This is a genomic window from Pseudomonas sp. BN607 (assembly GCF_029871175.1).
Taxonomy (GTDB): domain Bacteria; phylum Pseudomonadota; class Gammaproteobacteria; order Pseudomonadales; family Pseudomonadaceae; genus Aquipseudomonas.
Genome location: NZ_SSOE01000029.1, coordinates 24,587 through 50,428 on the forward strand (window position 1 = coordinate 24,587; position 25,842 = coordinate 50,428).

The window sequence follows — 25,842 nt, forward strand, 5'->3', positions numbered from 1 at the left end:
AGGATCCTCCGGTTACTGAGCGGGCATTCTAGACTTCGCCAGGATGGGGTAAAGTCATTACCTATCAATGTTGGAGATAGGTAGATGGCCGAGCAGTGGAACCTTGAACAACTGCGTACCTTTCTGCGCGTTGCGGAACTGCGCTCGTTCTCTGCGGTGGCCCGCGAACAGCACAAAGCCCAGTCGGCGATCAGCAGTGCCATCGCTCTGCTCGAAACCGACCTTGGGGTCACTCTGTTCGAGCGCAGCAGCGGCCGGCAACCGAAATTGACCGAAAACGGCAGCGCCTTGCTGGAAGATGCCCGCGAATTGCTCCGCCAGTGCGAACGCCTGGATGGCCGCGCCCTGGCCCTGATGCGAGGGCAGGAGGCCCTGCTGCGGGTCGCTCAGGACGAAGCCATGCCGTATCAGCCGGTGATCGACAGCCTTGACGAACTGGCTAGTCGCTACCCGTTCCTGGAGGTGCAATTGGCTAGCGGAGCCCAGGGCGATGTGGCGCGCAAGCTGGTGGAGCGGCGCGCCGACCTGGGCCTGTTCTTCCTCCACGAAAGCATCCCGGCTTCCTTGGAGCGCCGTGCCTTGGGCAGCGTGGAGATGGTCACGGTGTGCGCGGTCGGGCACCCGCTGGCGGGTGAAGGCCGTGTCACCCGACAACAATTGGCCCGCCACCGGCAGTTGCTGATCACGCCACAACAAAGCGGGTACCCCGGCGGCGAAGCGATAAGCCCGCAGGTATGGCGGGCCGACAGCTTCTACGCCATGGCGGAACTGCTGATGCGCGGCCTGGGCTGGGCCTGGTTACCACGGCATGTGGTGCAGTACCCGACCTACCAAGCGCACATGGTCGAACTGGACAGCGATTGGCGACCACCGGCCTTGGTGGCGGAATTGGCCTGGCGCCGTGATCAACCCCTGGGCCCTGCTGCGCAGTGGCTGGCCGAGCGCTTTGCAGTGCACCTGCGCGCGATCGGGTAAACTTCGCCGCCATGAACAGAACACTCTATACCTTGCTGTTTCACTTAGGCCTGCCGCTGGTTGCGCTGCGCCTGTATCTGCGCGCGCGCAAGGCGCCAGCCTATGGCCAGCGCATCGGCGAGCGCTTTGCCTTCAAGCTGCCGGCCATGCGCCAAGGTGGCCTCTGGGTGCATGCGGTGTCGGTGGGCGAGAGCATTGCCGCAGCACCCATGGTCCGCGCCCTGCTGAAGGCCTATCCGGAACTGCCGATCACGCTCACCTGCATGACCCCCACCGGTTCCGAGCGTATCCGCGCCATGTTCGCCGACGAACCCCGCGTGCAGCATTGCTACCTGCCGTATGACCTGCCATGGGCGGCCGGGCGTTTTCTCGATCATGTGCGGCCGAAACTGGGCATCATCATGGAAACCGAGTTGTGGCCCAATCACATTCACCAGTGTGCCAAACGCGGCATTCCGGTGGCGCTTGCCAATGCGCGTTTGTCCGAGCGCTCGGCACGCGGTTACGGGCGCTTTGCCGGGCTGACCAGGCCGATGCTGGCGGAAATGAGCCTGATCGCCGTGCAGACCGAAACCGAGGCGCAACGCTTCCGTGGCCTGGGCGCCCGCCCGGAGTGCGTGCAGGTCACCGGCTCGATCAAATTCGACCTCAAGATCGATGAGCAACTGCAGCCGCGTGCCAGGGCTTTGCGTGAACAGTGGGGGGCAGAACAGCGCCCGGTGTGGATTGCCGCCAGTACCCATGATGGTGAAGATGCGCTGATTCTGCAGGCCCATCGGCAGTTGTTGCAGGTGCATGGCGATGCCTTGCTGATCCTGGTGCCGCGTCACCCTGAGCGGTTCGCTGCAGTGCATACGCTGTGCAGCGAGCAATTCACCACCGTGCGCCGTTCTTCTGCAGCGCCGGTCAATGCGCAAACCCGCGTGTTGCTGGGCGACACCATGGGTGAGCTGCTGTTCCTCTATGCGCTGGCCGATATTGCCTTTGTCGGCGGCAGCCTGGTGCCGACCGGTGGGCACAACCCGTTGGAGCCTGCGGCGCTGGCCTTGCCAGTGCTCATGGGGCCGCATGTGTTCAACTTCCTCGAAATCAGCGCGATGCTACGCGAGGCAGGGGCTTTGCAGCAGGTGGATGATGCTGACGGGCTGGCCGGTGCGGTGCGCCGTCTGGTGGAACTGCCGCAGGACGCCCAGCGCATGGGCGAGGCGGGCAGGGCGGTGATGCGGGCCAATCAGGGGGCGCTGCAGCGATTGCTAGAGGGCCTGGGGGCCTTGATCCGCTTATAAGCTGCATATCCACTCAAAGAACTGCTCTAGAGTGGGTATGTCTGATTCTGGTTATCCATTCCTACGGCGTAAGTTATAAATTCCTACGCTGGATTTCTCGTCGTTAGGAAACTTCCTACGAATAGACTTTAAAAGTCAGAAGTGTCACACGAGTTGCGTCGGAAGCTTGTAGGACATTTTTCCTATTGCTTCGGGCTAGTATCACCTCATATTCGGTTTTCATAAGAGGTGGTGTGATGGCTGATTTATCTGATGGCAATGCTAACACTATTGGAAGTGGGCTGGTGTGTCTTATCACGCTGGCGCGTTACCATGGTGTTGCCGTCTCTGCTGAGCAGTTGCGGCACGATCATGCAGCAGCGGGTGAGCGTTTCTCGACCTGCTCACTACTTCGGGTATTTCGGCAACTGGGCCTCAAGGCGAAACACCGCAGCATCAGTCCGGGCCGGCTGCGGCATACGCCCTTGCCCGCTATTGCAGTGGATACCCGTGGTGGATACTTCATCATCGCGCGCGTGGAGGGCGATCAGGTTCTGGTGCAGGACCCGCATGCCTGCGCGCCGCAAGCGCTGACCATCGCGGAACTGGTGGTGCGCTGGTCGGGAGAACTCATTCTGGTTCGCTCGGATGCCCAGTTGCCCCTAGGGCTGTCACGCTTCGACTTTACCTGGTTCATTCCTGCCCTGGTGAAGTACAGGCGGCTATTTGGCGAAGTGCTCGTGGTTTCCCTAGTCATTCAGATACTGGCTTTGCTGACGCCTTTGTTCTTTCAGGTGGTAATGGACAAAGTCCTGGTGCATCGCGGTTTGACCACGCTGGATGTTATCGCCTTGGCTCTATTGGTCGTCGTTCTGTTTGAAACATTGCTGAGTGGGTTGCGTACCTATGTGGCAGCTCATACAGCGTCAAGAATCGATGTCGAACTGGGTGCAAAACTGTTCAGGCATTTGATCGATCTTCCCACCGCCTACTTTCACGCCAGGCGAGTCGGTGACTCGGTTGCCCGAGTGCGAGAACTGGAGAACATCAGAAGTTTCTTGACCAACAACAGCATCACGCTAGTGCTGGATGTGCTGTTCTCGGTGGTCTTCATCGCTGTCATGTTCCTCTATAGCGGATGGTTGACGCTGGTCGTCGTTGGCTCGCTGCCTTTCTACTTTCTCGTATCCCTGGTCGTTACGCCGCTACTGCGGGCGTTGATTGATCAAAGCTTCCAGCGCGGCGCCGAGAACCAGGCTTTTTTGGTCGAGGCGGTCAACGGCATCGACACACTGAAGTCGATGGCCGTGGAACCTCAGGTGACCCGGCGCTGGAATGATCAGTTGGCTGCTTATGTATCTGCCAGTTTCAAGACCCAGAACCTTTCCAGTCTGGCCAATGAAAGCGTCGGCCTGATCGGCAAGCTGGTCACGGTAGCCACCTTATGGCTGGGGGCCCGGCTGGTCATCGAAGGCGCACTCACGGTGGGCGAGCTGATCGCCTTCAACATGCTCGCAGGGCGCGTGTCGCAGCCCATCATCCGCCTGGCTCAACTCTGGACCAGCTTCCAGCAGACAGGGGTATCGATCCAACGCCTAGGTGACATTCTCAACACCCGTACCGAGGTCAACCAAGGCAAGGGCACGGTGCTGCCCACACTTGTCGGGCAGATCGAGCTCGATCGTGTGTGTTTTCGCTATCGGCCGGACGGGGGCGAAGTGGTGCGCGATGTCAGCCTGAAGATCGCCGCCGGAGAAGTGATAGGCGTTGTAGGTCGCTCGGGGTCAGGCAAGAGCACGCTGACACGCTTGATTCAGCGGCTGTACTCACCCGAGCGGGGGCGGGTATTGCTCGACGGTGCTGACCTGGCGGTAGCCGATGTGGCGTCACTGCGTCGGCAGATCGGCGTGGTGTTGCAGGACAACGTGCTTTTTCGGCGCACCGTGCGCGAGAACATTGCCCTCTGCAACCCAGCGGCACCCCTTGAAGAAGTAATCGCCGCAGCGACGCTGGCGGGTGCTCACGAGTTCATCCTCGAATTACCGGATGGTTACGAAACCCTGATTGGTGAGCACGGCGCCAGCCTGTCGGGTGGGCAGCGACAGCGCATAGCCATCGCCCGAGCGCTGTTCGGCAACCCACGCATCCTCATTTTCGACGAAGCCACCAGTGCGCTGGACTATGAGTCCGAACGGATCATCCAGCAGAACATGGCGCGGATTTGCGCGCAGCGCACGGTCATCATCATTGCCCATCGGCTTTCGGCAGTACGCCATGCCGACCGCATCGTGGTCATGGAGCGTGGGCAGATCATCGAGCAAGGGACTCATGATGAGCTGCTGGGTTATCCACAGGGCACCTATGCCTACCTGCATCAACTGCAGCTCGGGGCCGCCGTATGAGTGCGGAGTTCAAGGACCTTGCCGAGCGCTACCGGGATGCGTGGAGGACGGCATGGCGAAAGCGCCGGTGCATGGACGGCCCCGTACGTGAACCCGACGAACTGGCCTTTTTACCTGCGGCACTGTCCTTGCAGGAAACGCCAGTGCATCCCTTGCCGCGCTACCTGCAGTGGAGCCTGCTGATGTTCATCGGGCTGGCGCTTGCCTGGGCTTGCATCGGTGAGATCGATGTCATCGCCAGTGCCGAAGGCAAGATCGTGCCCAGTGGCAGGAGCAAGTTGATACAGGCCAGCGAAGTCGCGGTGGTGCAGTCGATCCACGTCGTCGATGGCCAGCCGGTGCGCAAAGGCGATGTGCTGGTCGAGCTGGAAGGGCAGTTGACCGAGGCTGATATCAAGCGCCTAGGCAGCGAACTGCTGGCTGCGCAGATCGACCAGGCCCGCGCCAGCACACTGCTGAGTGCGCTGGACGGCGATGTGGCACCTGCCTCCCTGGCACCACTGATACCGCAGGCCACGGCCGCGCAGCAGGCAGGCGCGCAGCGCTGGCTGGAGGGGCAATACCTGGAGTTACAGGCCACGCTGGAACAGGCCGATGCCGAAATCGGTCAACGCGCTGCCGAAATCCGTTCCGCCCAGGGCCGGGCTGACGCGCTCCGGCAACTGTTGGTGATCACCCGCCAACTGACGGCGGATTACAAGCTGTTGTTCAGCGAATCGGCCGTGGCCAAGCACACCTACCTGGAAAAGGAGCAGGCCCGCCTGGAGCAGGAACGCGAACTGGCACTCCAGCGCTCGCGCATAGACGAACTGAACGCTGCACGGCTTGCTGCTCAGCACCGCCGTAGCGGTGCCATTGCCCAACTTCGCAGAGCCATGCTCGACCTTCACGGTGAGGCGCAACGGCGCATTGCAACCCTTGAGCAGGAGTTGAACAAGGCCGAGCAGCGGCATCGCCTCAAGGTACTGACATCCCCCGTTGACGGCACCGTCCAGCAGTTGGCGATCCATACACAGGGCGGGGTGGTTACACCCGCGCAGACACTGATGGTCATTGTGCCGACGGGCGAGCCGGTGGAAGTGGAAGTGAAAGTCGAGAACAAAGATATCGGCTTTGTATATCCGGGGCAGCCAGTGGAAGTGAAAGTTGAGACGTTCACGTTTACCCAGTACGGGGTTGTCCCGGGGGTAGTGGAGAGTATTTCTGACGATGCCATTGAAGATGAGAGGCGAGGGTTGGTTTATAGCGCTCGAGTCCGCCTGGGTAAGGAAATAATGCGTGTAGGAAAACAGGATGTTCCGTTGACGGCGGGTATGTCAGTGCGTGCGGAGGTTATTACGGATAAGCGCAAGGTTATAAGTTATTTTCTAAGGCCTTTGCGGCGACATGTGCAGGAAAGTTTAACGGAGCGCTAAGTGATTACTTGTGAGGGTGATAACAGATGGACGCGAATCGGCTACGGGAAAAAAGCGGCTGGAGAATGCTGTACGAAATTATATGGAATGCACTGAGGGTTAGCGCAGCGGTCGCGTTGTGTGTTCCCGCGAGCTGTGTTGCTTTAGCAGTGGCGACTGTTGCTTTAAGCGAGAAATCGAAGCCGGTCGCACCCCCTGCGCCGAAAGTATGTGGTGTGGTGTCCGGTGTTATGTATGAGTTTTCAAGCGAATATGTTCCTTTCTGGCCGGAATATGAGGGTGAAGGAAATTATAAGAGAGGTTCTGTCGGCGTTGATAGAGGGTGTGAATCAAATTTATATTCTTTAAGTCTGGCCATGAACTGGCCTGAGTTAACGCCGGGAAGCTATTTCTCAGAGGCGTTTAGTGGAATCGTAGTGACGCTTGAACCATGGCCCGCTGGTGAGAGGGGGCTGCGCGAAACCTTTGATTTTTTCATTTCCGAGGCAACTTATAAGCAACGAGAGGCCAAGGTGTTTGATAGACAATTAGGTTTGAATCGAGTGGAGGGTGTTGATAGCGTTTTTCCCAATTCACCACGGATGATTTTCTGGTCTGAAAGAAATGGGTACATGGAGCAAATTGGAAGATGTAGTTGGAGTAAGTATAGGTCTAAATACCATCGGTGTCATTTTAGATATTTGCTGGAGGACAGTAAGACTATTGTAAAGATTGAGTTTGGATGGGACGAATTAAGCGAGTGGGGTGAGATGGTGTCGCGTGTCAAGAACTTCTTGGAATCTAATGGGATGTAAGGGTGGTTTTTAATGATGAAGTTAACCTCTTCTGATCAGGGGCAGTAAGTGGAAGTTAAAGTTGTTAACGTTTACCAGGTACGGGGGTGTCCAAGGGGGTGGAGAGTATTCTGATGACGATATTGAAGATGAGCGGCGCGGCCTGATGTATAGCGCTCGAATAGAACTGGCCAAGGAGATTTTACGCGTAGGGGATAAAGACGTGCCGCTGACGATAAGTATGACTGTGCGTGCAGAAGTGATTGTGGATAGGCGCAGGCTTATCAGTTTCTTCTTGAACCCCCTGCAGCGGCACGGTGGTTCAGATGCGTTTGGGGCTGGAGGCAGCATTTCCGTGTTGTGCGAAAGAAATTTTGGAAAAGTTCATGCATTGTCTGAAGCGAAGTTTGCTTAGTGGCTGATATGTGCAGACTGGCTCTAGGGAGGGGTGATGATTAGTTATAGGTATATCTTTCTCTTTGGGAAGGTGCTGTTCGGAAAGCTAATTGCGCTGTGTAGAAGATTTGGTTTGGTGCTGTGGGGTTTTAGCAAGTTGTTGTTGTTGCTAAGTGTGGTGTGGTTATTGGTCGCCATTGTTATTACTCCGACTTGGGCGCCGAAGAAGCTGAAGACCCCTAATCCAATGGTGTGTGGAAAGATCTCGGGTGTTGTTTATGAGCTCCCTAGGAAGTATGTGATCTATTGGCCTGAGTATGAGGGTAAGAGTTCTTGGGAGCCGGGATTTACAAATAACAAAAAAGGCTGTGGTGCAAACTTGGTGTCGCTCTATATGGCAATGAGTTGGCCGGAGATGCAGCCCGTCTCTTACGGTGAGGCGACGTCTTTTAGTTTTGATGGAATATCGGTCGCAATTGAGCCTTGGCCGCATGGGGAAGCGGGGTTGAGAAAACAGCTCCAGCATTACCTTCGTGAAACACCTGCGCCTCTAGTTCAGGCTAGCAAGCTGAACGAAGATCTCGGTCTAAATTTTCTCGAGGGAGTTGATAGTGCATTTCCTAATCAGCGCAAGGGCTTTTTCTGGCTGGAGGCCAAGGGGCGCATGCAATACATCGGTTATTGCAACTGGGTCGAGCATAAGGCCAATTACTCGCGTTGCTATTTGGAGTTTTTGATGCCCGGAGACAACGCCATTGTAAATGTGGAGTTTTTATGGGGGCGGCTAGGGGAGTGGCATAACATTGTTTTGACGGTGGGTGAGTTTTTCTTGAATGCTGTAAAATATGGAGTCGATAAATGATTAGGATAGAGCTGTCCGATGTGGATGAGGCACGTCAGGCTTTGCGTGATAAGGGGCCGGATGCAATGTATGATGTTCTGGCAAAAAAAGGAGACAAATACGCTGTCCTTGCAAATGGCGTTGCGCGCGGGGACTCTTTGTCAGGTGTTGCGGCAATAAATTATATGAAGTCGGTAGCGGCAGGTGTCGGTCGTCCGATGCAAGAAATCGATGTGGATAAGGTGAGGGTTGAAATGGCAAATAAATATATGGAGGTGTTGCTAAATAAGATTAGTAAAGGTCCTATTGTCGGTCAGGTAAGCCAAAAAGAGGTCGCGGCATTTCATAAGGAAACTTTCGAAAGCCTTGAATATCCTGAGAGGGCATGGACGTTGAGTCCGGTGTTTGATGTGATTGCTGTCGAAAATCGAGAGGACTACTGGCGGCATGTGCTTTCCTCAGCGGGGAATCTAACGGATGAATTTACACTTTCCTTTCACACTCACCGCATGATGGCAATGGCATCAGTAGTTTCTTCCGCCGAAAACCGTTTAATTGCTAAGGAGTGGATATCCAAGGTCGAGTCACCCACGGGTGTTCCTGACCTTATCAGTGCTGCCGCAGCTTCGCTTTTCAATTCCATCGATAATGCCTTTAAAGCCGCTAGTCACTTTGATAATGCAACTGATCAAACACTGCAGATCGAAATCACCCCCACAACCGAATCCCGCCGCGACCTCCAAGGCCAGGACGATATCCGCAATGACGTCTCCAACGGCTACGTCGATCGTCGCCTGACCCACAGTATCGCATTCACCGACAGCACCCTCGACAACACCGACTTCACCTCCGCTCAGTTGGGCAGTTTGGCCACCGGTGGTGTTCGCCCCGGCGAGCTCCAGATCGACCCCAACGTGCGACCCAATCAGCACCTGGCTCAGTTCTATCGTGATGGCAATGAACAACCGGATTTCAGCCTGCGCAATGCCGTGGTACTCAACGGGTTGGCAGCAATGTCCACGGTGAACACGTTTGTCGACCCGCTCTTGCTCGACCTGAGCGGCAAGGGCGTTGGCCTGACGGGTATCGAGGAAGGCGTACTGTTCGATATCGATAACAGTGGTTCACTGCGCCGCACCGGCTGGGCAGACCGGCTGACGGGCATGCTGGTGCATGATAATGGTACCGGCCAGGTGAGCAACGTCAGCCAGCTGTTCTCCGAATACTACGGCGGCAAGGCAGGCAGCGACGGCAACTCCGGTGAAACGCTGTTCAAGGATGGCTTCGCCGCCCTGGCAAGTGTTGACGCCAACGCCGATGGCGTCATCAACGTTGAAGACGCCGTCTGGGCGCAATTGAAGGTGTGGGTCGATGGCAACCACGACGGGCGTGCCGATGCCGGTGAGCTAAGGGCATTGCAGGAGCATGGCATTAGCCAGATCAAGCTCGGCCAGGTCGAGCCGGTAGGAGAGGTGCGTCAGGGTAACGAGGTCATTTCCCGAGGCGCTTTCACTGTCAATGGTGAGGACCGGGAAGTACTGGCGGTGAGGTTTCTCGCCGATACCGTCGGTAATCGGATCGAGGCCCAGGAGGGTGGCACTCTACTGACTTCGTCAAGCGGGCCCACTTCCCGAAGGGCCTACATCAGCCAGAGTGCTCAAGGCAGCACGCTGGACGCCGCAGCGCTCGGCGTACAGACGCTGTACGGCAGCGCGGGCGATGATGTCTTGACCGCGGCTCCAGAGGGCAGTTGGCTGGTTGGTGGCGGTGGCAGCAACACCTATCACGGCGGGGCGGGCGACGATGTATTCGTGATCAGTGCCAGCGACGATTGGGCGAACATGCAGGGCAATGGTGGGCGCGACACGGCACTGATCGTGGGGGAGCATGGCGTTGGGCTGAACATGGCCAATGCCGGGCTGACCATCGCGCAAGGCGGGCGGGGTAAGGACATCATCGCCAGCGGCGGTCAACGCGGAGTATTCATCAAGGGCGGCTCGGGCGACAGCTTGCTGATTGGCGGGGGCGGCAACGATGTGCTTGTGGGTGGTACAGGCCGTAACGACATCATTGGCGGTACCGGCAAGTCGGTGATCTATGCGGGCCCCAAGGGGGATCGCATTCAGGCCTCGGCGGGCGGAAGTATCATTTACGCCGGTGGTGGCGCTGATCGGATTACGGGCGGTGCTGCCGATGACGTGATCGAGGCTGGACGCGGCGATGCCACGATCGACGGAGGCGCGGGCACCAACCTGGTCAGTTTGCATGGTGCTCACGACGAGTACCTGATCACACGTACCGAATCGGGCCACCTGATCACCGACACCGTGGCGGGACGAGATGGCCGTCTGAGCCTGAGCAACATCCAGAAACTCAGCTTCGCCGACATTGCTGCCGTCGATCTTCTTGGCGGGGGCGCCATGCCAATCGGCGACAGGCTCTCGCCTGAGCAACTGGCTACATTCGCCACCACTGACACGGCGCTGATAGTCCCTGCAACGGCGCTGCTGGGTAATGACCAGCCACTTGGCAGCAGCGGGCCATTGCGCATCGCCTCAGTCAGCGCTGGCAAGGGTGCAACAGTGCGGCTGAACGAGCAGGGTGATGTGGAGGTCACGCCGTTGCCAGGCCATGACGGTGATGTCAGTTTCCGCTACGACTTGGTCGATGCTGCCGGCAACGCGTCCATGAGTGTGACCGAGGTGGGCAGTGCTGCATCAGCACCCTTGCGGGCAACGGTAACGTTGCGCCATGAACAATCCCCCGCTGACCCGCTGTCGGGGCGGCAGTGGTATCTGGACGAGATCAATGTCGCGCCGGTATGGCGTGACTTCACGGGCAAGGGGGTGAGGATAGGGCAGTTCGAGCCGGGTGGGGAGTTTGCCGTGGCGCCGGAAATCTTCGACATCGGGCACCCCGATCTCAAGCCGAATATCGATCCCATCTGGCTGCAAACCCAACGCACCAATGGCACGCTGCCCGACCTGGCGTCCAATCATGCCACTCAAGTGGCTGGGGTCATGGTTGGCGCGCGCAATGATCAAGGAGGGATCGGCATCGCATATGAGGCGAAGATCGGCGGGCACTACCTGGCCAACAAAGGCGATGACCTGACCAATCTGGGGCAAATGGTCAACTACGACATAGCCAACAACAGTTGGGGTTTCAAAACGGACTTCGGGCTCACAAATGTTCCAGAAGGAAAAGTCGATACTGCTCTGGCGCTGGCATTCAGCACTACGCTTGCCGCCACCAACGGCCGTGGCGGGCTAGGCACCATCGTCGTCGCCTCTGGTGGCAACCAGCGCCATAAAGGCGGTAATGCACAGGGCTCGCTGACCAACAACAACCGCCACGCCATTGAAGTGGCGGCCATCAACGCAAAGGCAGACCTCTCGGTACTGCAAGCTGCCACGGCACCCTTTTCCAATCCAGGCTCCAGCTTGCTGGTGGCTGCACCGGGGAGCCATGTTCTATCCAGTGGCGTCAGCCTTGAAGCGGAGCGCGGTGCGTCGGTCGGCAGCGCCTACAGCACGACTCAGGGCACCAGCTTCGCCGCGCCGATCGTCTCAGGCGTGGTGGCGTTGATGTTGCAGGCCAACCCGGGGTTGGGTTACCGGGATGTTCAGCAGATCCTCGCACTGTCTGCGCGCAAAGTGGATGACGCATCAACCCAATGGGCTTACAACGCAGGGCGCAATTGGAATGGCGGTGGCATGCACGCCAGCCACGACTATGGCTTTGGCATGATCGACGCCCGCGCCGCGGTGCGCCTTGCCGAGTCCTGGGGAAGCCGGGCGACCAAGGCCAATGAACGGCTGCTGACAGCCAGCAGTGCACCAGTGGCTCAACAGGTTGCGGCGGGACAGGTTGCGACTTTGTCTTTGACCCAGCCGGCTGATTTGCTGGTGGAGCATGTGGAGGTCGATGTCCACTCGATGGTCGGCCGCCTTGGTGACATGACGCTCACGCTGGTGTCGCCTGGCGGCACGCGCAGCGTACTGCTCGATCGCACAGGCAAGGCGCCGGGCTCTGGTGATGACGATCTGGGCGATTCGCGTTCAGGGGCGTTCAAATATGGGTTCATGTCGACCCATCATCGCGCAGAGCGCTCGGCTGGGGAGTGGAGACTCGAGGTGCGTAATGCTGTTGCTGGCTTACCGTTAACGCTTGATCGCTGGACGCTGCGCCTCGTCGGCAGCCCCGGCACCACCGATGATGTCTATTACTTCACCGACGACTACGCGAACCTGGTGGCAGAAAACCCAGGGCGCGCGAAGCTTGACGATGCCATCAGCGGCACCGCTGGCGGGCGCAATACGTTGAATGCGGCTGCAGTAAGTCGCAGTATCTCGGTGGATCTGGCCAGCGGCAGCGCCAGTATTGCCGGTGCGGCGCTCACCATAGCCCCTGGCTCGGTGCAAAACCTTATCAGTGGTGATGGCGACGATACCTTGATCGCCGGGCCCGCCGGGGCATTACTGGATGGTGGCCGTGGGTACAATCTCCTCAAGGGGGGGGAGGGTACCGACCGCTTTGTCATCCACAGGCGTGCAGGGGGTAACGATGTACTCAAGCAGTTCGAGACTTCGCGTGAGGTGATCGACCTGGTCGGCTTTGGTGGTTCAGGGTTTGCTGACTTGCAGATGCAACAGGACGGCAATTCGACTGTGCTCGACCTTGGCAGTGGGCAGAAGCTGACGCTTGCGGACACTACGATTGCTGAACTGCGGTCAGCGAACTTCCGTTTCCTTGACGCTTTCACCGCTGCGCCAGGTTATTTCGAGGGTAGCCCTGAAGAGCAGACGACCTCGCCTGTCAGCGCGAATGTTCTGCTTACCGGTGGTGCAGGTGGCGTGTCGCTTGCCAGTGACGCATCCGGGCAGTTGGTGGCTTCGTTGGCAGGCACGGTATATTCCCCGCCGACGGTTGCGCCCAGCGTGTTTCTGGTGACAAAACAAGAAGGTGTGAGCGATTACAAGAACACCCTTCGGGGGTTCCGACACGGTATCGACAAGATTGACCTGACCCAGGTAGGCATCAGTCGCTTCGAGGATCTGCACGTCAGCAAAGTCCAGCGCTTCAAACTCAATGACTTTGCGCAGATTCACGGTGTAGCCGTTGATACCCAGGCAGTGCCGGGGCAGGAAGGTATTGTGAAGATGTTGTACCTGGATGCGCTCGAAGTTGCGCAGGTGACAGCGGAGGACTTTATCTTTGCGCAGCCGGCAATGGTCACATCTGAACCGGTTGCCGTGCCAGAGGTTTCAGCCCTTTCAGCAGGGTCATCGCTGGTTGCTGTCGAGCACTCGCTACCGAGCCTGGGGAATCTTGTTGACGCAATGGCCGCGTTCGCCCCTGAACCTGCGGGGCCTGTGCTTATCGGTGATATGTCGGCTCAACGCATTGACTCGACGATTGCCGTAGCCGCCTAGGCGTTGTCGTACATGCTTGGAGTGATATTGGCGGCCTATCGCCAGCAAGCCAGCTCTCACAGGTGCATCATGCCTTCAGGCCTGGCACGGCACGTGTGGGAGTGGGCTTGCCCGCGAACGGTCCAGCCCCTACCTCAAGGCCTGCGCTCGAAGTTTTTGGCCGCTGCTGCCGCCAGGTCAGGCGGCAGGAAGTCCTTGTCCGGGTTGTAGTCAGGTTTCAGGTAGCGCTTCAGGTCCTGCAGGTCTTGCGGGCTCAGGGTGCCGGCTGCCTGCTTCAGGCTCAGGTTGTCGAGGATGTAGTCGTAACGGCTGTTGTTGTAGTCGCGCACCGAGGTGTACAGCTGACGCTGGGCATCGAGCACGTCAACGATGTTGCGGGTACCAACCTGGTAACCGATTTCGGTAGCTTCCAGCGCGCTTTGGTTGGAGATGATCGACTGCTTGCGCGCCTGTACCTGTTCCACGTCGGTGTTTACCGCGCGGTGCAGGTTACGGGTGTTTTCCACGACCTGACGGCGCAGGCTTTCCCGCTGTTGCTCGCTCTGGCTCAGACGCTGGTAAGCCTCGCGTACCTGCGAGCTGGTCAGGCCGCCGCTGTAGATCGGAATATTCAACTGCAGGCCAACGCTGGTCTGTTCGACATCGCCGCTGTAGCGCACACCCAGTTGTGAAGGGTTGGTAAAACCGAGGCTGTCGTTGTCACCCTTCTGGTACTTGGCCACAGCATCCAGGGTCGGCGCATGGCCGGCCTTGCGCTGGCGCAGTGTCTCTTCGGCAGCAGACACCGCATAGTTGGTGGCCAGCAGGTTGAGGTTCTGGCGGCCGGCGGTTTCGACCCAGGCTTTGGCGTCGTTTGGCGTGGGTACCTGCACCGGCAGCGTATGCACCACGCCTTGAATCGAGGTGTATTCACGGTTGGTCAGGGTGACCAGCGCTTCGAAGGCATCCTGCACCTGGCGCTCGGCGATAATCCGGTTGGCCCGTGCAGTGTCATAACTGGCTTGGGATTGCAGCACGTCGGTCTTGTCCGACAGGCCCACATCGAAGCGCTCGTTGGACTGGTCCAGTTGGCGCTTGAACGCGGCTTCCTCCGCCTTGGTCGCGGCCAAGTTGTCCTGCGCGCGCAGGACGGCAAAGTAGTTTTGTGCGGTTTGCAGGATCAGGTTCTGTTCAGTCGCCGACAGCTCCAGCGCTGCCTGTTCGTTGACCGCTTCAGCTGCCTGCAGCTGGAACCAGCGATCAGCGCGGAAGATTGGCTGGGCCAAGGTCGCGCTCCAGGAGTTGCCGCTGCGGTTGGAGGTGATGGACGGCTCGTCCAGCTTGGTGCGGGTGTTCATCATTTCGGCATCGGCCGACAGGTTCGGTAGCAGCCCGGCGCGTGCCTGGGGCACTACTTCGCGGCGGGCGCCATAATCGGCGCGTGCTGCAGCCAGATCGGCGTTGTTGTCTACCGCTTCCTGATAGACGCTGACCAGGTCGGTTCTGACTGTCGAGGGCAGCTCTGCTGCCCAGACCATTCCGTTGGACGCACAAGACACGGCTATCGCCAGTGAGAGTTTGCGCAGCATAGAGGCAATCCTTGTACGAAATTTAATTACTGAACTGTTGAGTATCGAGCGATGCGCCAGTGTAGTGCCATGCGCACCCGGCAACAATCGCTCGGTGTGCCTTTCATCATCCGCGCATTTACCCGCTTGGCTTTGCCGACCACTCCAGTCTAGACTGCGCATGTTCTTGTCGGGGTGCCTTGAAGCAAAGGCTGAGATCGCAGAGGTGCGGATCCCGTTGAACCTGATCAGGTTAGCGCCTGCGTAGGGAACAAGATTGCTCGCCTTCCCGGGGAGTCTCTTGTGCCAGGTCCGGGAATGTCGCAGCTGCATGCAGCTTCAGGCACCCCCTTATCCGGCACTGCACCCATCCAGGGTGCGTCCGCGCTTTTTCAGGTTCACCCCGACATTCCACTGCTAGGAAGCCGTCTGGAGAGCCTGTGATGACCAAACAAGAAAAAGCGATCAACCTCAGCGAATCGGCACAAGTCGATCAGCAGTCCGTGCAACCCTTCCGCCGTTCGCGCAAGATCTATGTCGAAGGCTCGCGCCCGGATATCCGCGTCCCCATGCGTGAAATCAGCCTTGACGATACCCCGACCGATTTTGGTGGCGAAACCAACGCCCCGGTGCTGGTCTACGACACCTCCGGCCCGTACACCGACCCCGATGTCATCATCGATGTGCGCAAGGGACTGGGCGATGTTCGTTCGGCCTGGATCGAAGCCCGCGGTGACACCGAGCGCCTGGACGGCCTGAGCTCCGACTTCGGCCAGCAGCGCCTGAACGATGCCGAACTGGCCAAGCTGCGTTTTGCCCACGTGCGTAACCCGCGCCGTGCCAAGGCCGGTGCCAACGTCTCGCAGATGCACTATGCCCGCCAGGGCATCATCACCGCCGAGATGGAATACGTGGCCATCCGCGAAAACATGAAGCTGCAGGAAGCCCGTGCCGCCGGCTTGCTCGACGAGCAGCATGCCGGCCACAGCTTCGGTGCCAACATCCCCAAAGAAATCACCCCCGAATTCGTCCGCGAAGAAGTCGCCCGTGGCCGCGCGATCATCCCGGCCAACATCAACCACCCGGAACTGGAGCCGATGATCATCGGCCGCAACTTCCTGGTGAAGATCAATGGCAACATCGGCAACAGCGCCCTGGGTTCCTCGATTGAGGAAGAAGTGGCCAAGCTGACCTGGGGGATACGCTGGGGCTCTGACACGGTCATGGACCTGTCCACCGGCAAGCACATCCACGAAACCCGCGAGTGGATCATTCGCAACTCGCCGGTGCCGATCGGTACCGTGCCGATCTACCAGGCTCTGGAAAAGGTCAATGGCGTCGCCGAAGACCTGACCTGGGAGCTGTTCCGCGACACGCTGATCGAGCAGGCCGAGCAGGGTGTGGACTACTTCACCATCCACGCTGGTGTGCTGCTGCGCTATGTGCCGCTGACCGCCAAGCGTGTCACCGGCATCGTCAGCCGTGGTGGCTCGATCATGGCCAAGTGGTGCCTGGCGCACCACAAGGAAAACTTCCTGTACACCCACTTCGATGAAATCTGCGAAATCATGAAGGCCTACGACGTCAGCTTCTCGCTGGGTGACGGCCTACGCCCTGGCTCGATTGCCGACGCCAACGATGCCGCGCAGTTCGGTGAGCTGGAAACCTTGGGCGAGCTGACCAAGATCGCCTGGAAGCACGATGTGCAGTGCATGATCGAAGGCCCTGGCCACGTGCCGATGCAGCTGATCAAGGAGAACATGGATAAGCAGCTGGAGTGCTGCGACGAGGCGCCGTTCTACACCCTCGGCCCGCTGACCACCGATATCGCCCCGGGCTACGATCACATCACTTCGGGCATTGGTGCGGCGATGATCGGCTGGTTCGGTTGCGCCATGCTCTGCTACGTCACCCCCAAGGAGCACCTGGGCCTGCCGAACAAGGATGACGTCAAGACCGGCATCATCACCTACAAGATCGCCGCACATGCCGCCGACCTTGCCAAGGGTCACCCGGGCGCCCAGATCCGTGACAACGCCCTGTCCAAGGCACGTTTCGAGTTCCGCTGGGAAGACCAGTTCAACCTCGGCCTGGACCCGGACACTGCCCGTGCCTACCACGACGAGACCCTGCCAAAGGAGTCGGCCAAGGTCGCGCACTTCTGCTCGATGTGCGGGCCGAAGTTCTGTTCGATGAAGATCACCCAGGAAGTGCGTGAGTACGCCGCCAAGATCGAGGCCGTGGACGTGACGGTCGAACAAGGCATGCGCGAGCAGGCCGAGCGGTTCCGCCAGGAAGGCAGCCAGCTGTACCACAAAGTCTAAGCACGCCATTTTCCTTTGTGGGAGCGGGCTTGCCCCGCGAATGCGTCAGCTGCGCCAACGCGTTTGGCAGGCCCGACGCCTTCGCGGGGCGAGCCCGCTCCCACAATGGGACGGCCAAGCCCCATTAATTCCTCTGGCGAACATGACAATGACCACCCCCAGCCAATTCTCCCCCGACCACCCGGTCCCTACCCACCAACGCATCTTCGGCGCCCGCGACCTTTTCTCGCTGTGGTTCTCCCTCGGCATCGGCCTGATGGTGTTGCAGGTCGGTGCCATGCTGGCCCCAGGCCTTGGGCTTGCCAGCGCGGTCTTGGCCATCGCTCTGGGCACCGGCGTGGGTGTGCTGCTGCTCGGCGCCGCCGGGGTCATCGGCAGTGATACCGGCCTTTCGGCCATGGGCACCCTGAAGCTCAGCCTGGGTAGCCATGGCGCCCGCTTGCCGGCGCTGCTCAACCTGCTGCAACTGGTGGGCTGGGGTGCCTTCGAGATCATTGTCATGCGCGATGCTGCCAGCCTGCTGGGCGCCCGGGCATTCGGCGAAGACAGTGCCTGGAACAGCCCGATGCTGTGGACCCTGTGCTTCGGTGCCTTGGCCACCCTGCTGGCCGTCAGCGGGCCACTGGCCTTCGTGCGCAAGGTGCTGCGCGCCTGGGGTATCTGGTTGCTGCTGGGCGCATGCGCCTGGCTGACCTGGAACCTGTTCGCCAAGGCCGACCTGGCAGACCTTTGGAACCGCGCCGGGGACGGCTCGATGTCGCTGGCAGTGGGTTTCGACATCGTCATTGCCATGCCGCTGTCGTGGCTGCCGCTGATCGCCGATTACTCGCGTTTCGCCCGCAATGGCAAGCATGTGTTCGGCGGCACGGTACTTGGCTATTTCATCGGCAACACCTGGCTGATGAGCCTGGGCGTGGCCTACACGCTGGCGTTCGCCGCCAGTGGCGAAGTCAATGCCTTGCTGCTGGCCCTGGCAGGCGCAGGCATGGGTATTCCGCTGCTGCTCATTCTGCTGGACGAGTCGGAAAAGGCGTTTGCCGACATCCACTCGGCGGCTGTGTCCACCGGCGTGCTGGTACCTGTGAAGGTCGAGCACCTGGCGCTGGCCATTGGCTTGCTGTGCACCCTGATTGCCCTGCTGGCGCCACTGGCCCAGTACGAAAACTTCCTGCTGCTGATCGGCTCGGTGTTCGCGCCGCTGTTCGGCGTGGTGCTGATGGACCACTACGTGATCCGTCGTCGTCGCCTGCCGGCACAGGTGGGAGGCTTGCACTGGCAGGCATTGGTGGCCTGGTTTGCGGGGGTGGCGGCCTATCACCTGATTGCCGCCAACGCTCCGGAGCTGGGCGCTACCCTGCCAGCATTGCTGCTGGCAGGTGTATTGCACGTGCTGTTAAGCCTTAGCCGCGGCCGGGAAACAGTTCAGGCTTGAGTACGCCGTTCAGGCGCGGGTAGGGGATTTTCAGTTCCACGTGGCCCATGGAATAGGGCGCGATGGCATAGACCTCGTACTTGACCACCACCGCGCCGTACGTCAGGGCGATGTGCGGCGATTTCTTGAACGGCCAGGTCTTGACGAACTCGGCGTCCTTGTCCATGCCCACGCTCATCAGCCAGGCACGGTGCGATTCTTCGACGGTTTTCCAGAACGTCTCTTCTTGGCCAGGCACCAGCATGTCCTGCAGGGTCAGCACCTTGTCCAGTTTGCGCGAATAGTTGATGAAGCCACGCCCGGGCATGCCGTGGGCGCCACCGCTGTCCAGGTAGCTGGACAGCTCGATGATCACCAGCCCGTCATGCTGCTCGCGTACCTTGGCTTGCAGGTAGCTGCTGTTACGTTTGTCGGCACTGGCCAGATATTGCTGCTCGTAGGCCTGCAGGGTGCCCGGCGCGGTGCCATGCTGATTGTCTTCGGTGAGCTGCAGCAGGCTTTTTTCGACGATGCCGTCGAGCTTGGGCAAGGCCGGGAAGTGGACCACGTCGATGTTTACCAGCGGGCAGTCGCTTTCGCTGCAGCCGGGTTTGACATGCTCCCAGGCGTCGCGCTTGACCTCGAGCGGGGTCCGGTAGTTGGGTGTGAACAGGCTCTGGCAGGCGCCCAGAGCGAGTGCCAGCACGGCCACGGAAGTCAGTTTGACAAGTGTCATGATGATCCTTGCAGAACAGGGAAAAGTCGGCCTTTGACCGTCTGCGCGGCCTTCAGTTCGCCACTAAGCTAACAGAGTGAAGACCCGCTGTCCCGAGTGCGCGAACGGTTACTGGAAAGGGGTGAAACCCGCTAGCGTGCAGAGTAGGATGGCGCGATGCAGTAAGTGAGGTAATGAGGATTTCCATGTCAAACACGTTGAACTCAGTGCCCAAGGCGGTCGAGATCGTCAAGCGGGCCAATTGCTTCCAGGGCTTCTACAAGCTCGACAAGGTGCACCTGCGCCACGAGCTGTTCGCCGGGGGGATGGGCCGCGAGATCAGTCGTGAGCTGTTTGTGCGCCATGATGCGGTGTGCGTGCTGCCCTACGACCCGCAGCGCGATGAAGTGGTGCTGATCGAGCAGTTCCGCGTGGGCGCCATGGGCAAGACCGACAACCCCTGGCTGATCGAAATGGTGGCCGGGTTGATCGACAAGGATGAACAACCCGAAGAAGTTGCCCACCGCGAAGCCGAGGAAGAAGCCGGCCTGACCTTCAGTGCCCTGTGGCCGATGACCCGCTACTTCCCTTCGCCCGGCGGCAGTGACGAGTACGTCCATCTGTTCCTTGGTCGTTGCACCAGCGAAGGGGCCGGTGGCCTGCACGGTCTTGAAGAAGAGGGCGAAGACATCCGCGTGCGCGTGTGGTCGTTCGAGGATGCCTTGCAGGCAGTGCGCGATGGACGCATCTGCAATGCCGCGACCATCATTGGCCTGCAATGGCTGGCGCTGAACCGTGACGAAGTACGAGGTATGTGGAAGTGAACCTGCTGCGCGAGCGCTATCGAGTCGACCTGGTCGGGCTGCAGGCGGCCTGCGAGGCCAACTACGCCCGGCTGATGCGCCTGCTGCCCGATATGCGCACTACCCAGAGCTCGCGCCGCATTGGTATGACCCAGGGCGACCAGATGCTCGGCGTGCTCGTGCTCGACGTAGTCCTGGCCTGCCCTTACACCACCACCCTGCACGTGCGTCAGGAGCACAGCTTGCCGTGGCTGCCGGTGCCGCACCTGGAAGTGCAGGTTTACCACGATGCGCGCATGGCCGAAGTGGTCAGTGCCGAACACACCCGGCGCCTGCGCAGCATCTACCCGTACCCGAACGAAGCCATGCACCAGCCAGATGAGAAAGCCCAACTCAACCTGTTCCTCGGTGAATGGCTGAGCCACTGCCTGGCGTGCGGCCACGAACTGGCGAGTGTTCGCTGAAGTGTGACGCAGGTCGTTTGCGGGTGTTTGCTCGCGACCGTTGCCCAGCCATAATTCCTGCTGAAACCGTTCGAGGAGACGGCCGTTGCCGCAGCCAGACCAATCGCGCCCCGTGCATGTGGTGCAACTGACCGATGCCCACCTGTTCGCCGACCCGGCGGGCAGCATGCTGGGCCTCAACACCCGCGACAGCCTGCGCCATGTGGTCGCCCAGGCGCGGCGCGAGCAACCGCTTGTCGATGTGCTGTTGTGCACCGGCGACCTGTCGCAGGACGCCAGCGTTGCTTCTTACCAGGCGTTCCGTGAGCTGACTGCGCCGTTTGCCGTGCCGACTCGCTGGTTGCCGGGCAATCACGACGAGGCCCAGGTCATGGCGCAGGTCGCGCCGGAGCTGGTGCAGGCGGTGACCGATATTGGCGCTTGGCGCATTGTCATGCTCAACACTGCCGTGCAGGGGGCGACCCATGGCTTTTTGGCAGATGACCAGCTGCTACTGCTCGAGGCAGCCTTGAAAGACGCGGGCGAGCGGCATTGCCTGGTGTGCTTCCACCATCAGCCGGTGGATATCGGCTGTGCCTGGATCGCGCCGATTGGCTTGCGCAATGCCCAGGCCCTGTTCGATATAGTCGAGCGTTATCCGCAGGTGCGGGCGTTGCTGTGGGGGCATGTACATCAAGCGTGGGATGAACAGCGCGATGGCCGGCGGCTGCTGGCTACGCCGTCGACCTGCATTCAGTTCGCGGCGCACAGCGAGGACTTTCAGGTGAGCGAAGAACAGCCAGGCTACCGCTGGCTGCGACTGCACGCCGACGGTCGGCTGGAAACCGGGGTGGAGCGGGCCCAAGACTTTGAAGTGAAGCTCGACTTCGACAGCCCGGGGTATTGAAAACCTTGGGGCTGCTGCGCTGTTGAAGAAATTGTTGCGAAACCCGTGACACTGCGTCAAAACCCGGCGAACGCGCTACACTGCGCGTCCCTGCGCCCGCATCATCAGGCGCGAAGCCACAGATTCCGGGGGCAGCATGTCGGGTTCCATCCTCTATATCCATGGCTTCAACAGCTCGCCGCTTTCAACCAAGGCGCGCCAACTCGAAGCCGTCATGCAGCAGCTCGGCCTCGCCGACCAGCTGCGGGTGCCCGCCTTGCACCATCACCCACGCCAGGCCATGGTCCAGCTCGAAGCAGCCATCGCCGAGCTCGGTGCGCCATTGCTGGTGGGCAGTTCGCTCGGCGGCTACTATGCCACCCATCTGGCCGAGCGACAGGGTCTCAAGGCCCTGCTGGTCAACCCGGCGGTAACCCCGCACAAGCATTTCGACGGCTACCTGGGTACCCAGCGCAATCACTACACCGATGAAACCTGGGAGCTGACCCTTGATCACGTGCAGGCCCTGGCCGAGCTGGAAGTTCCAGCCCCGGTAGATGCCAATCGCTATCAGGTATGGCTGCAAACCGCCGATGAAACCCTGGACTATCGCCACGCCGAGCGCTATTACCGTGCCTGTGCCCTGCGTATCCAGGCCGGCGGTGACCACAGCTTCCAGGGCTTTGCCGAGCGTCTGCCGGCCCTGCTGGCCTTTGCCGGAATTGCCCGCGGGCAGTATGCGGCGCTCGATTTTTCTGTATTTTGACTTTTTTGCATTCACCAGACTGACGACGAGACCTTATGGCCAATCCCAGCGCTAGCGCCTATAACGCAGACGCCATCGAAGTCCTCTCGGGCCTTGACCCGGTCCGCAAGCGGCCGGGCATGTACACCGATACCAGCCGCCCCAACCATTTGGCCCAGGAAGTCATCGACAACAGTGTCGACGAAGCCCTGGCCGGCCACGCCCGTTCGGTGCAGGTCATCCTGCATGCCGACCATTCGCTGGAGGTCAGCGACGACGGCCGGGGCATGCCGGTGGACATCCACCCGGAAGAGGGCGTGTCCGGGGTCGAGCTGATCCTCACCAAACTGCACGCTGGCGGCAAGTTCTCCAACAAGAACTACCAGTTTTCCGGTGGTTTGCACGGTGTGGGCATTTCGGTGGTCAACGCCCTGTCGACCCAGGTGCGCGTGCGCGTAAAGCGTGACGGCAACGAATACCAGATGACCTTCGCTGACGGCTTCAAGGCCAGCGAGCTGGAAGTGGTCGGCTCGGTCGGCAAGCGCAATACCGGCACCAGCGTGTACTTCAGCCCAGACCCGAAGTACTTCGACTCGCCCAAGTTCTCCATCAGCCGCCTCAAACACGTGCTCAAGGCCAAGGCGGTCTTGTGCCCGGGCCTGCTGGTCAGCTTCGAGGACAAGGCCAGTGGTGAGAAGGTCGAATGGCACTATGAGGATGGCCTGCGCTCCTACCTGGTCGATTCGGTCAACGAATTCCAGCGCCTGCCCGAAGAGCCGTTCTGTGGCAGCCTGGCCGGTAACAAGGAGGCCGTGGACTGGGCCTTGCTGTGGCTGCCTGAAGGTGGCGACAGCATCCAGGAAAGCTACGTCAACCTGATCCCCACCGCGCAGGGCGGTACCCACGTCAACGGCCTGCGCCAGGGCTTGCTGGATGCCATGCGCGAGTTCTGCGAGTTCCGCAATCTGCTGCCGCGTGGGGTAAAGCTGGCGCCGGAAGACGTCTGGGAACGCATCACCTTCGTGTTGTCGATGAAGATGCAGGACCCGCAGTTCTCCGGGCAGACCAAAGAGCGGCTGTCCTCGCGTGAGGCGGCGGCGTTCGTCTCCGGGGTGGTCAAGGACGCCTTCAGCCTGTGGCTCAACGGCCACCCTGATCTGGGCATGCAACTGGCAGAGCTGGCCATCAGCAACGCCGGGCGTCGCCTCAAGGCCAGCAAGAAGGTCGAGCGCAAACGCGTCACCCAGGGCCCGGCCCTACCCGGCAAGCTGGCTGACTGCGCCGGGCAGGACCCGATGCGCGCCGAGCTGTTCCTGGTCGAGGGTGACTCGGCCGGTGGTTCGGCCAAGCAGGCGCGGGACAAGGAATTCCAGGCCATCCTGCCGCTGCGCGGCAAGATCCTCAACACTTGGGAAGTGGATGGTGGCGAAGTCCTCGCCAGCCAGGAAGTGCACAACATTGCCGTGGCCATTGGTGTCGATCCGGGTGCCACCGACCTGGCGCAACTGCGCTACGGCAAGATCTGCATCCTCGCCGACGCCGACTCCGACGGCTTGCACATCGCCACCCTGCTGTGTGCGTTGTTCGTCCAGCACTTCCGCGCGCTGGTCGAGGCCGGGCACGTATACGTGGCCATGCCGCCGCTGTACCGCATCGACCTGGGCAAGGAAATCTACTACGCCCTCGACGAAGCCGAGCGTGACGGCATTCTCGACCGGCTGGTTGCCGAGAAGAAGCGCGGCAAGCCTCAGGTAACGCGCTTCAAGGGCCTGGGCGAGATGAACCCGCCACAGCTGCGTGAAACCACCATGGACCCGAACACGCGGCGCCTGGTGCAGCTGACGCTGGACGACGTACAGGCGACCTGCGAGCTGATGGACAAGCTGCTGGCCAAGAAACGCGCCGGTGACCGCAAGAGCTGGCTGGAAACCAAAGGCAACCTGGCTGAGGTCATGGTTTGATTCGTCTGCTTCTGTCGGCCTGTCTGGCGCTGGTTGCCCTGCCAAGCCTGGCGGGCAATTGGCCGGAGCTGAAGCTGAGTGCCGAGCACCCGATCGACGGTATGCGCGGTGGCAACCTGTCTGGGCTGGCCCAATGCCGGGGCGGGCTGTGGGGCGTTTCCGATCGTGATGACGACCGCATCTACCGCTTCGACCAGCAGAACGCCACCTGGCGTGCGCAGCCGCTGACCTTCACCCCGCCACCCGCGCCGGAAAGCGGGCTGCCGTGGGGCTTGAAGTCACGTAACTGGGCGGCTTCCTACATACGTGGCGGCGAGCTGGATTTTGAAGGCATCAGCTGCGACCAGGCGGGCAACATGTACCTGGTCAGCGAGGCCCATGCCGCCGTGCTGCAACTGCCGCAGGAGGGCCAGCCGGACTGGTTGAAAATTGATCAGGCCATGGTTCGCCAGGCCAGGGCCAGCGGCATGCTGCTGAACTTCAATGCCCTGTTCGAAGGCTTGGCGATCAACCCGGCAGGCGATCGCCTGTGGCTGGCCGCCGAGCGTGAGCGCCGTGGCCTGGTGGCCATCGAGCGCCAGCAGTCGGTATGGACCTGCGGGCGCAGTTGCGTACTGCTGAGCGAGGCCGGGGTCGAGATGCAGCCGGCGCAAATGCCAAATGCCCGGGCCTTGTCGCGCGATTTTGCCGACCTGGCCTGGTTCGAGGGCAAGCTGTTCACCCTTGAGCGCAATGCCTACCGGGTATGCCGGCGTGACGCTGACAGCGGCAAGGTCGAGCGTTGCTGGTCGTTCGCGGCCGAGGCGTTGGAGCCCATGCGCCGTTACGATCAGCCGTTCGGTCTGGCCGAAGCACTGGTGATCGACGCCCACGGCGCCTGGATCGGTCTGGACAACAACAACGGCGACCGCGCCGATGGCGAGAGCCGCCCGATTGTCTGGCGCTTCGACGCGCCGGAAGGTGGCTGGAGCGCCAAACCATGAGCCAGGCGCCGGGCAAGCGCGCGGGGCGGGTGCTGATGGTGCTTGCCTGGGCGGCAGCCATGTTCCTGGCCACGCGCTTTTTTGGCCAGTGGGAAGACAGTCGGCGCAACCCCAACAGCCAGGTGCAGTCCGAGCATGGCCAAGGCTACATCGAGGTGCGTCTGCTCGGTAATGGCCAGGGCCACTTCGTTGTGGATGGGGCGATCAATGGCCAGGTAGTGCATTTCATGCTCGATACCGGTGCCACGGACGTTGCGATCCCCGAGGCCCTGGCCCGTGATTTGAACCTGGAGCGCGGCAGCCCGGTGCTGCTGAGCACTGCCAACGGTCGCACCGAAGGCTACCGCACGCGCCTGGCCAGCCTGCAACTGGGCGATATCCGCCTGCAGGACGTACGCGCCATCGTCGTGCCCGGCCTGGATGGGCCCACCGTATTACTGGGCATGAGTGCCCTGCAACAACTTGAATTTACCCAGCGCGGTGGCACCATGCTGCTGCGCCAGAACCTGAAATGACGAGGCC

19 protein-coding genes and 1 riboswitch are annotated in these 25,842 nt (G+C 60.4%); of the genes, 17 read left to right on the forward strand and 2 right to left on the reverse strand.

The features are described from left to right. Window positions 1-84: 84 nt before the first annotated feature. The 8 genes from E8E68_RS07510 (at window position 85) to E8E68_RS07545 (ending at window position 13,502) form a co-directional block, all read left to right on the forward strand. The gene (locus tag E8E68_RS07510) at window positions 85-975 is read left to right on the forward strand and encodes a LysR family transcriptional regulator (RefSeq protein ID WP_266032345.1); all 891 of its coding nucleotides are present in this window, start codon (window positions 85-87) and stop codon (window positions 973-975) included. A gap of 11 nt (window positions 976-986) precedes the next feature. Beyond that, window positions 987-2,261 carry a lipid IV(A) 3-deoxy-D-manno-octulosonic acid transferase gene (waaA, locus tag E8E68_RS07515; protein WP_266032344.1) on the forward strand — a complete coding sequence of 425 codons (1,275 nt, stop codon included), beginning with the start codon at window positions 987-989 and terminating at the stop codon, window positions 2,259-2,261. A gap of 236 nt (window positions 2,262-2,497) precedes the next feature. Next, the gene (locus tag E8E68_RS07520; protein WP_266032343.1) at window positions 2,498-4,642 is read left to right on the forward strand and encodes a type I secretion system permease/ATPase; all 2,145 of its coding nucleotides are present in this window, start codon (window positions 2,498-2,500) and stop codon (window positions 4,640-4,642) included. After that, window positions 4,639-6,057, forward strand: coding sequence for an HlyD family type I secretion periplasmic adaptor subunit (locus E8E68_RS07525; protein ID WP_280340448.1), 1,419 nt, complete (start codon window positions 4,639-4,641; stop codon window positions 6,055-6,057). The genes E8E68_RS07520 and E8E68_RS07525 overlap by 4 nt, the downstream gene beginning before the upstream one ends. Before the next feature lie 26 nt (window positions 6,058-6,083). Beyond that, window positions 6,084-6,851: a hypothetical protein gene (locus E8E68_RS07530; RefSeq protein ID WP_280340450.1), complete on the forward strand. Its 768-nt coding sequence runs from the start codon at window positions 6,084-6,086 to the stop codon at window positions 6,849-6,851. Window positions 6,852-6,912: 61 nt separating this feature from the next. Continuing rightward, a complete protein-coding gene (locus E8E68_RS07535; protein WP_280340451.1) occupies window positions 6,913-7,245 on the forward strand; it encodes a hypothetical protein in 333 nt (110 codons plus the stop codon). Between the two features lie 36 nt (window positions 7,246-7,281). Then, window positions 7,282-8,088, forward strand: coding sequence for a hypothetical protein (locus E8E68_RS07540; protein WP_280340453.1), 807 nt, complete (start codon window positions 7,282-7,284; stop codon window positions 8,086-8,088). After that, window positions 8,085-13,502, forward strand: coding sequence for a S8 family serine peptidase (locus E8E68_RS07545; RefSeq protein ID WP_280340455.1), 5,418 nt, complete (start codon window positions 8,085-8,087; stop codon window positions 13,500-13,502). The genes E8E68_RS07540 and E8E68_RS07545 overlap by 4 nt, the downstream gene beginning before the upstream one ends. A gap of 134 nt (window positions 13,503-13,636) precedes the next feature. Here the strand turns inward: E8E68_RS07545 and E8E68_RS07550 are convergent, their stop codons facing one another. Next, complete coding sequence (locus E8E68_RS07550; protein ID WP_266032339.1) at window positions 13,637-15,070, reverse strand: TolC family outer membrane protein; 1,434 nt, start codon at window positions 15,068-15,070, stop codon at window positions 13,637-13,639. Between the two features lie 160 nt (window positions 15,071-15,230). Further along, a riboswitch (TPP riboswitch) is annotated at window positions 15,231-15,337 on the forward strand. A 155-nt stretch (window positions 15,338-15,492) separates the two neighbouring features. On the opposite strand from E8E68_RS07550, the gene thiC reads away from it, so the two are divergent. Beyond that, window positions 15,493-17,373, forward strand: a complete 1,881-nt coding sequence (gene thiC / locus E8E68_RS07555; protein ID WP_110745964.1) for a phosphomethylpyrimidine synthase ThiC — start codon at window positions 15,493-15,495, stop codon at window positions 17,371-17,373. Between the two features lie 148 nt (window positions 17,374-17,521). Continuing rightward, complete coding sequence (gene cytX / locus E8E68_RS07560) at window positions 17,522-18,805, forward strand: putative hydroxymethylpyrimidine transporter CytX (protein WP_266032338.1); 1,284 nt, start codon at window positions 17,522-17,524, stop codon at window positions 18,803-18,805. On the opposite strand, the gene E8E68_RS07565 is transcribed toward cytX, so the two are convergent. Next, window positions 18,774-19,520 (reverse strand): RsiV family protein, encoded by a 747-nt coding sequence (locus tag E8E68_RS07565; RefSeq protein ID WP_266032337.1) that lies wholly within the window; start codon window positions 19,518-19,520, stop codon window positions 18,774-18,776. The genes cytX and E8E68_RS07565 overlap by 32 nt on opposite strands. A 185-nt stretch (window positions 19,521-19,705) precedes the next feature. On the opposite strand from E8E68_RS07565, the gene E8E68_RS07570 reads away from it, so the two are divergent. The 7 genes from E8E68_RS07570 (at window position 19,706) to E8E68_RS07600 (ending at window position 25,835) form a co-directional block, all read left to right on the forward strand. Beyond that, the gene (locus E8E68_RS07570) at window positions 19,706-20,323 is read left to right on the forward strand and encodes an NUDIX domain-containing protein (protein ID WP_280340459.1); all 618 of its coding nucleotides are present in this window, start codon (window positions 19,706-19,708) and stop codon (window positions 20,321-20,323) included. Continuing rightward, window positions 20,314-20,766 (forward strand): DUF1249 domain-containing protein, encoded by a 453-nt coding sequence (locus E8E68_RS07575; RefSeq protein WP_016501905.1) that lies wholly within the window; start codon window positions 20,314-20,316, stop codon window positions 20,764-20,766. Before E8E68_RS07570 ends, E8E68_RS07575 begins: the two co-directional genes overlap by 10 nt. 85 nt (window positions 20,767-20,851) lie before the next feature. After that, on the forward strand, window positions 20,852-21,652 hold the full coding sequence (gene cpdA, locus E8E68_RS07580; RefSeq protein WP_280340461.1) for a 3',5'-cyclic-AMP phosphodiesterase: 801 nt from the start codon (window positions 20,852-20,854) through the stop codon (window positions 21,650-21,652). A gap of 136 nt (window positions 21,653-21,788) precedes the next feature. Next, window positions 21,789-22,397: a YqiA/YcfP family alpha/beta fold hydrolase gene (locus tag E8E68_RS07585; RefSeq protein ID WP_110745959.1), complete on the forward strand. Its 609-nt coding sequence runs from the start codon at window positions 21,789-21,791 to the stop codon at window positions 22,395-22,397. Between the two features lie 35 nt (window positions 22,398-22,432). Next, a complete protein-coding gene (gene parE / locus E8E68_RS07590) occupies window positions 22,433-24,337 on the forward strand; it encodes a DNA topoisomerase IV subunit B (RefSeq protein WP_280340463.1) in 1,905 nt (634 codons plus the stop codon). Then, window positions 24,334-25,320, forward strand: a complete 987-nt coding sequence (locus E8E68_RS07595; RefSeq protein ID WP_266032333.1) for an esterase-like activity of phytase family protein — start codon at window positions 24,334-24,336, stop codon at window positions 25,318-25,320. Before parE ends, E8E68_RS07595 begins: the two co-directional genes overlap by 4 nt. Further along, window positions 25,317-25,835 carry a TIGR02281 family clan AA aspartic protease gene (locus E8E68_RS07600; protein ID WP_266032332.1) on the forward strand — a complete coding sequence of 173 codons (519 nt, stop codon included), beginning with the start codon at window positions 25,317-25,319 and terminating at the stop codon, window positions 25,833-25,835. The genes E8E68_RS07595 and E8E68_RS07600 overlap by 4 nt, the downstream gene beginning before the upstream one ends. The last annotated feature ends 7 nt before the right edge of the window (window positions 25,836-25,842 follow it).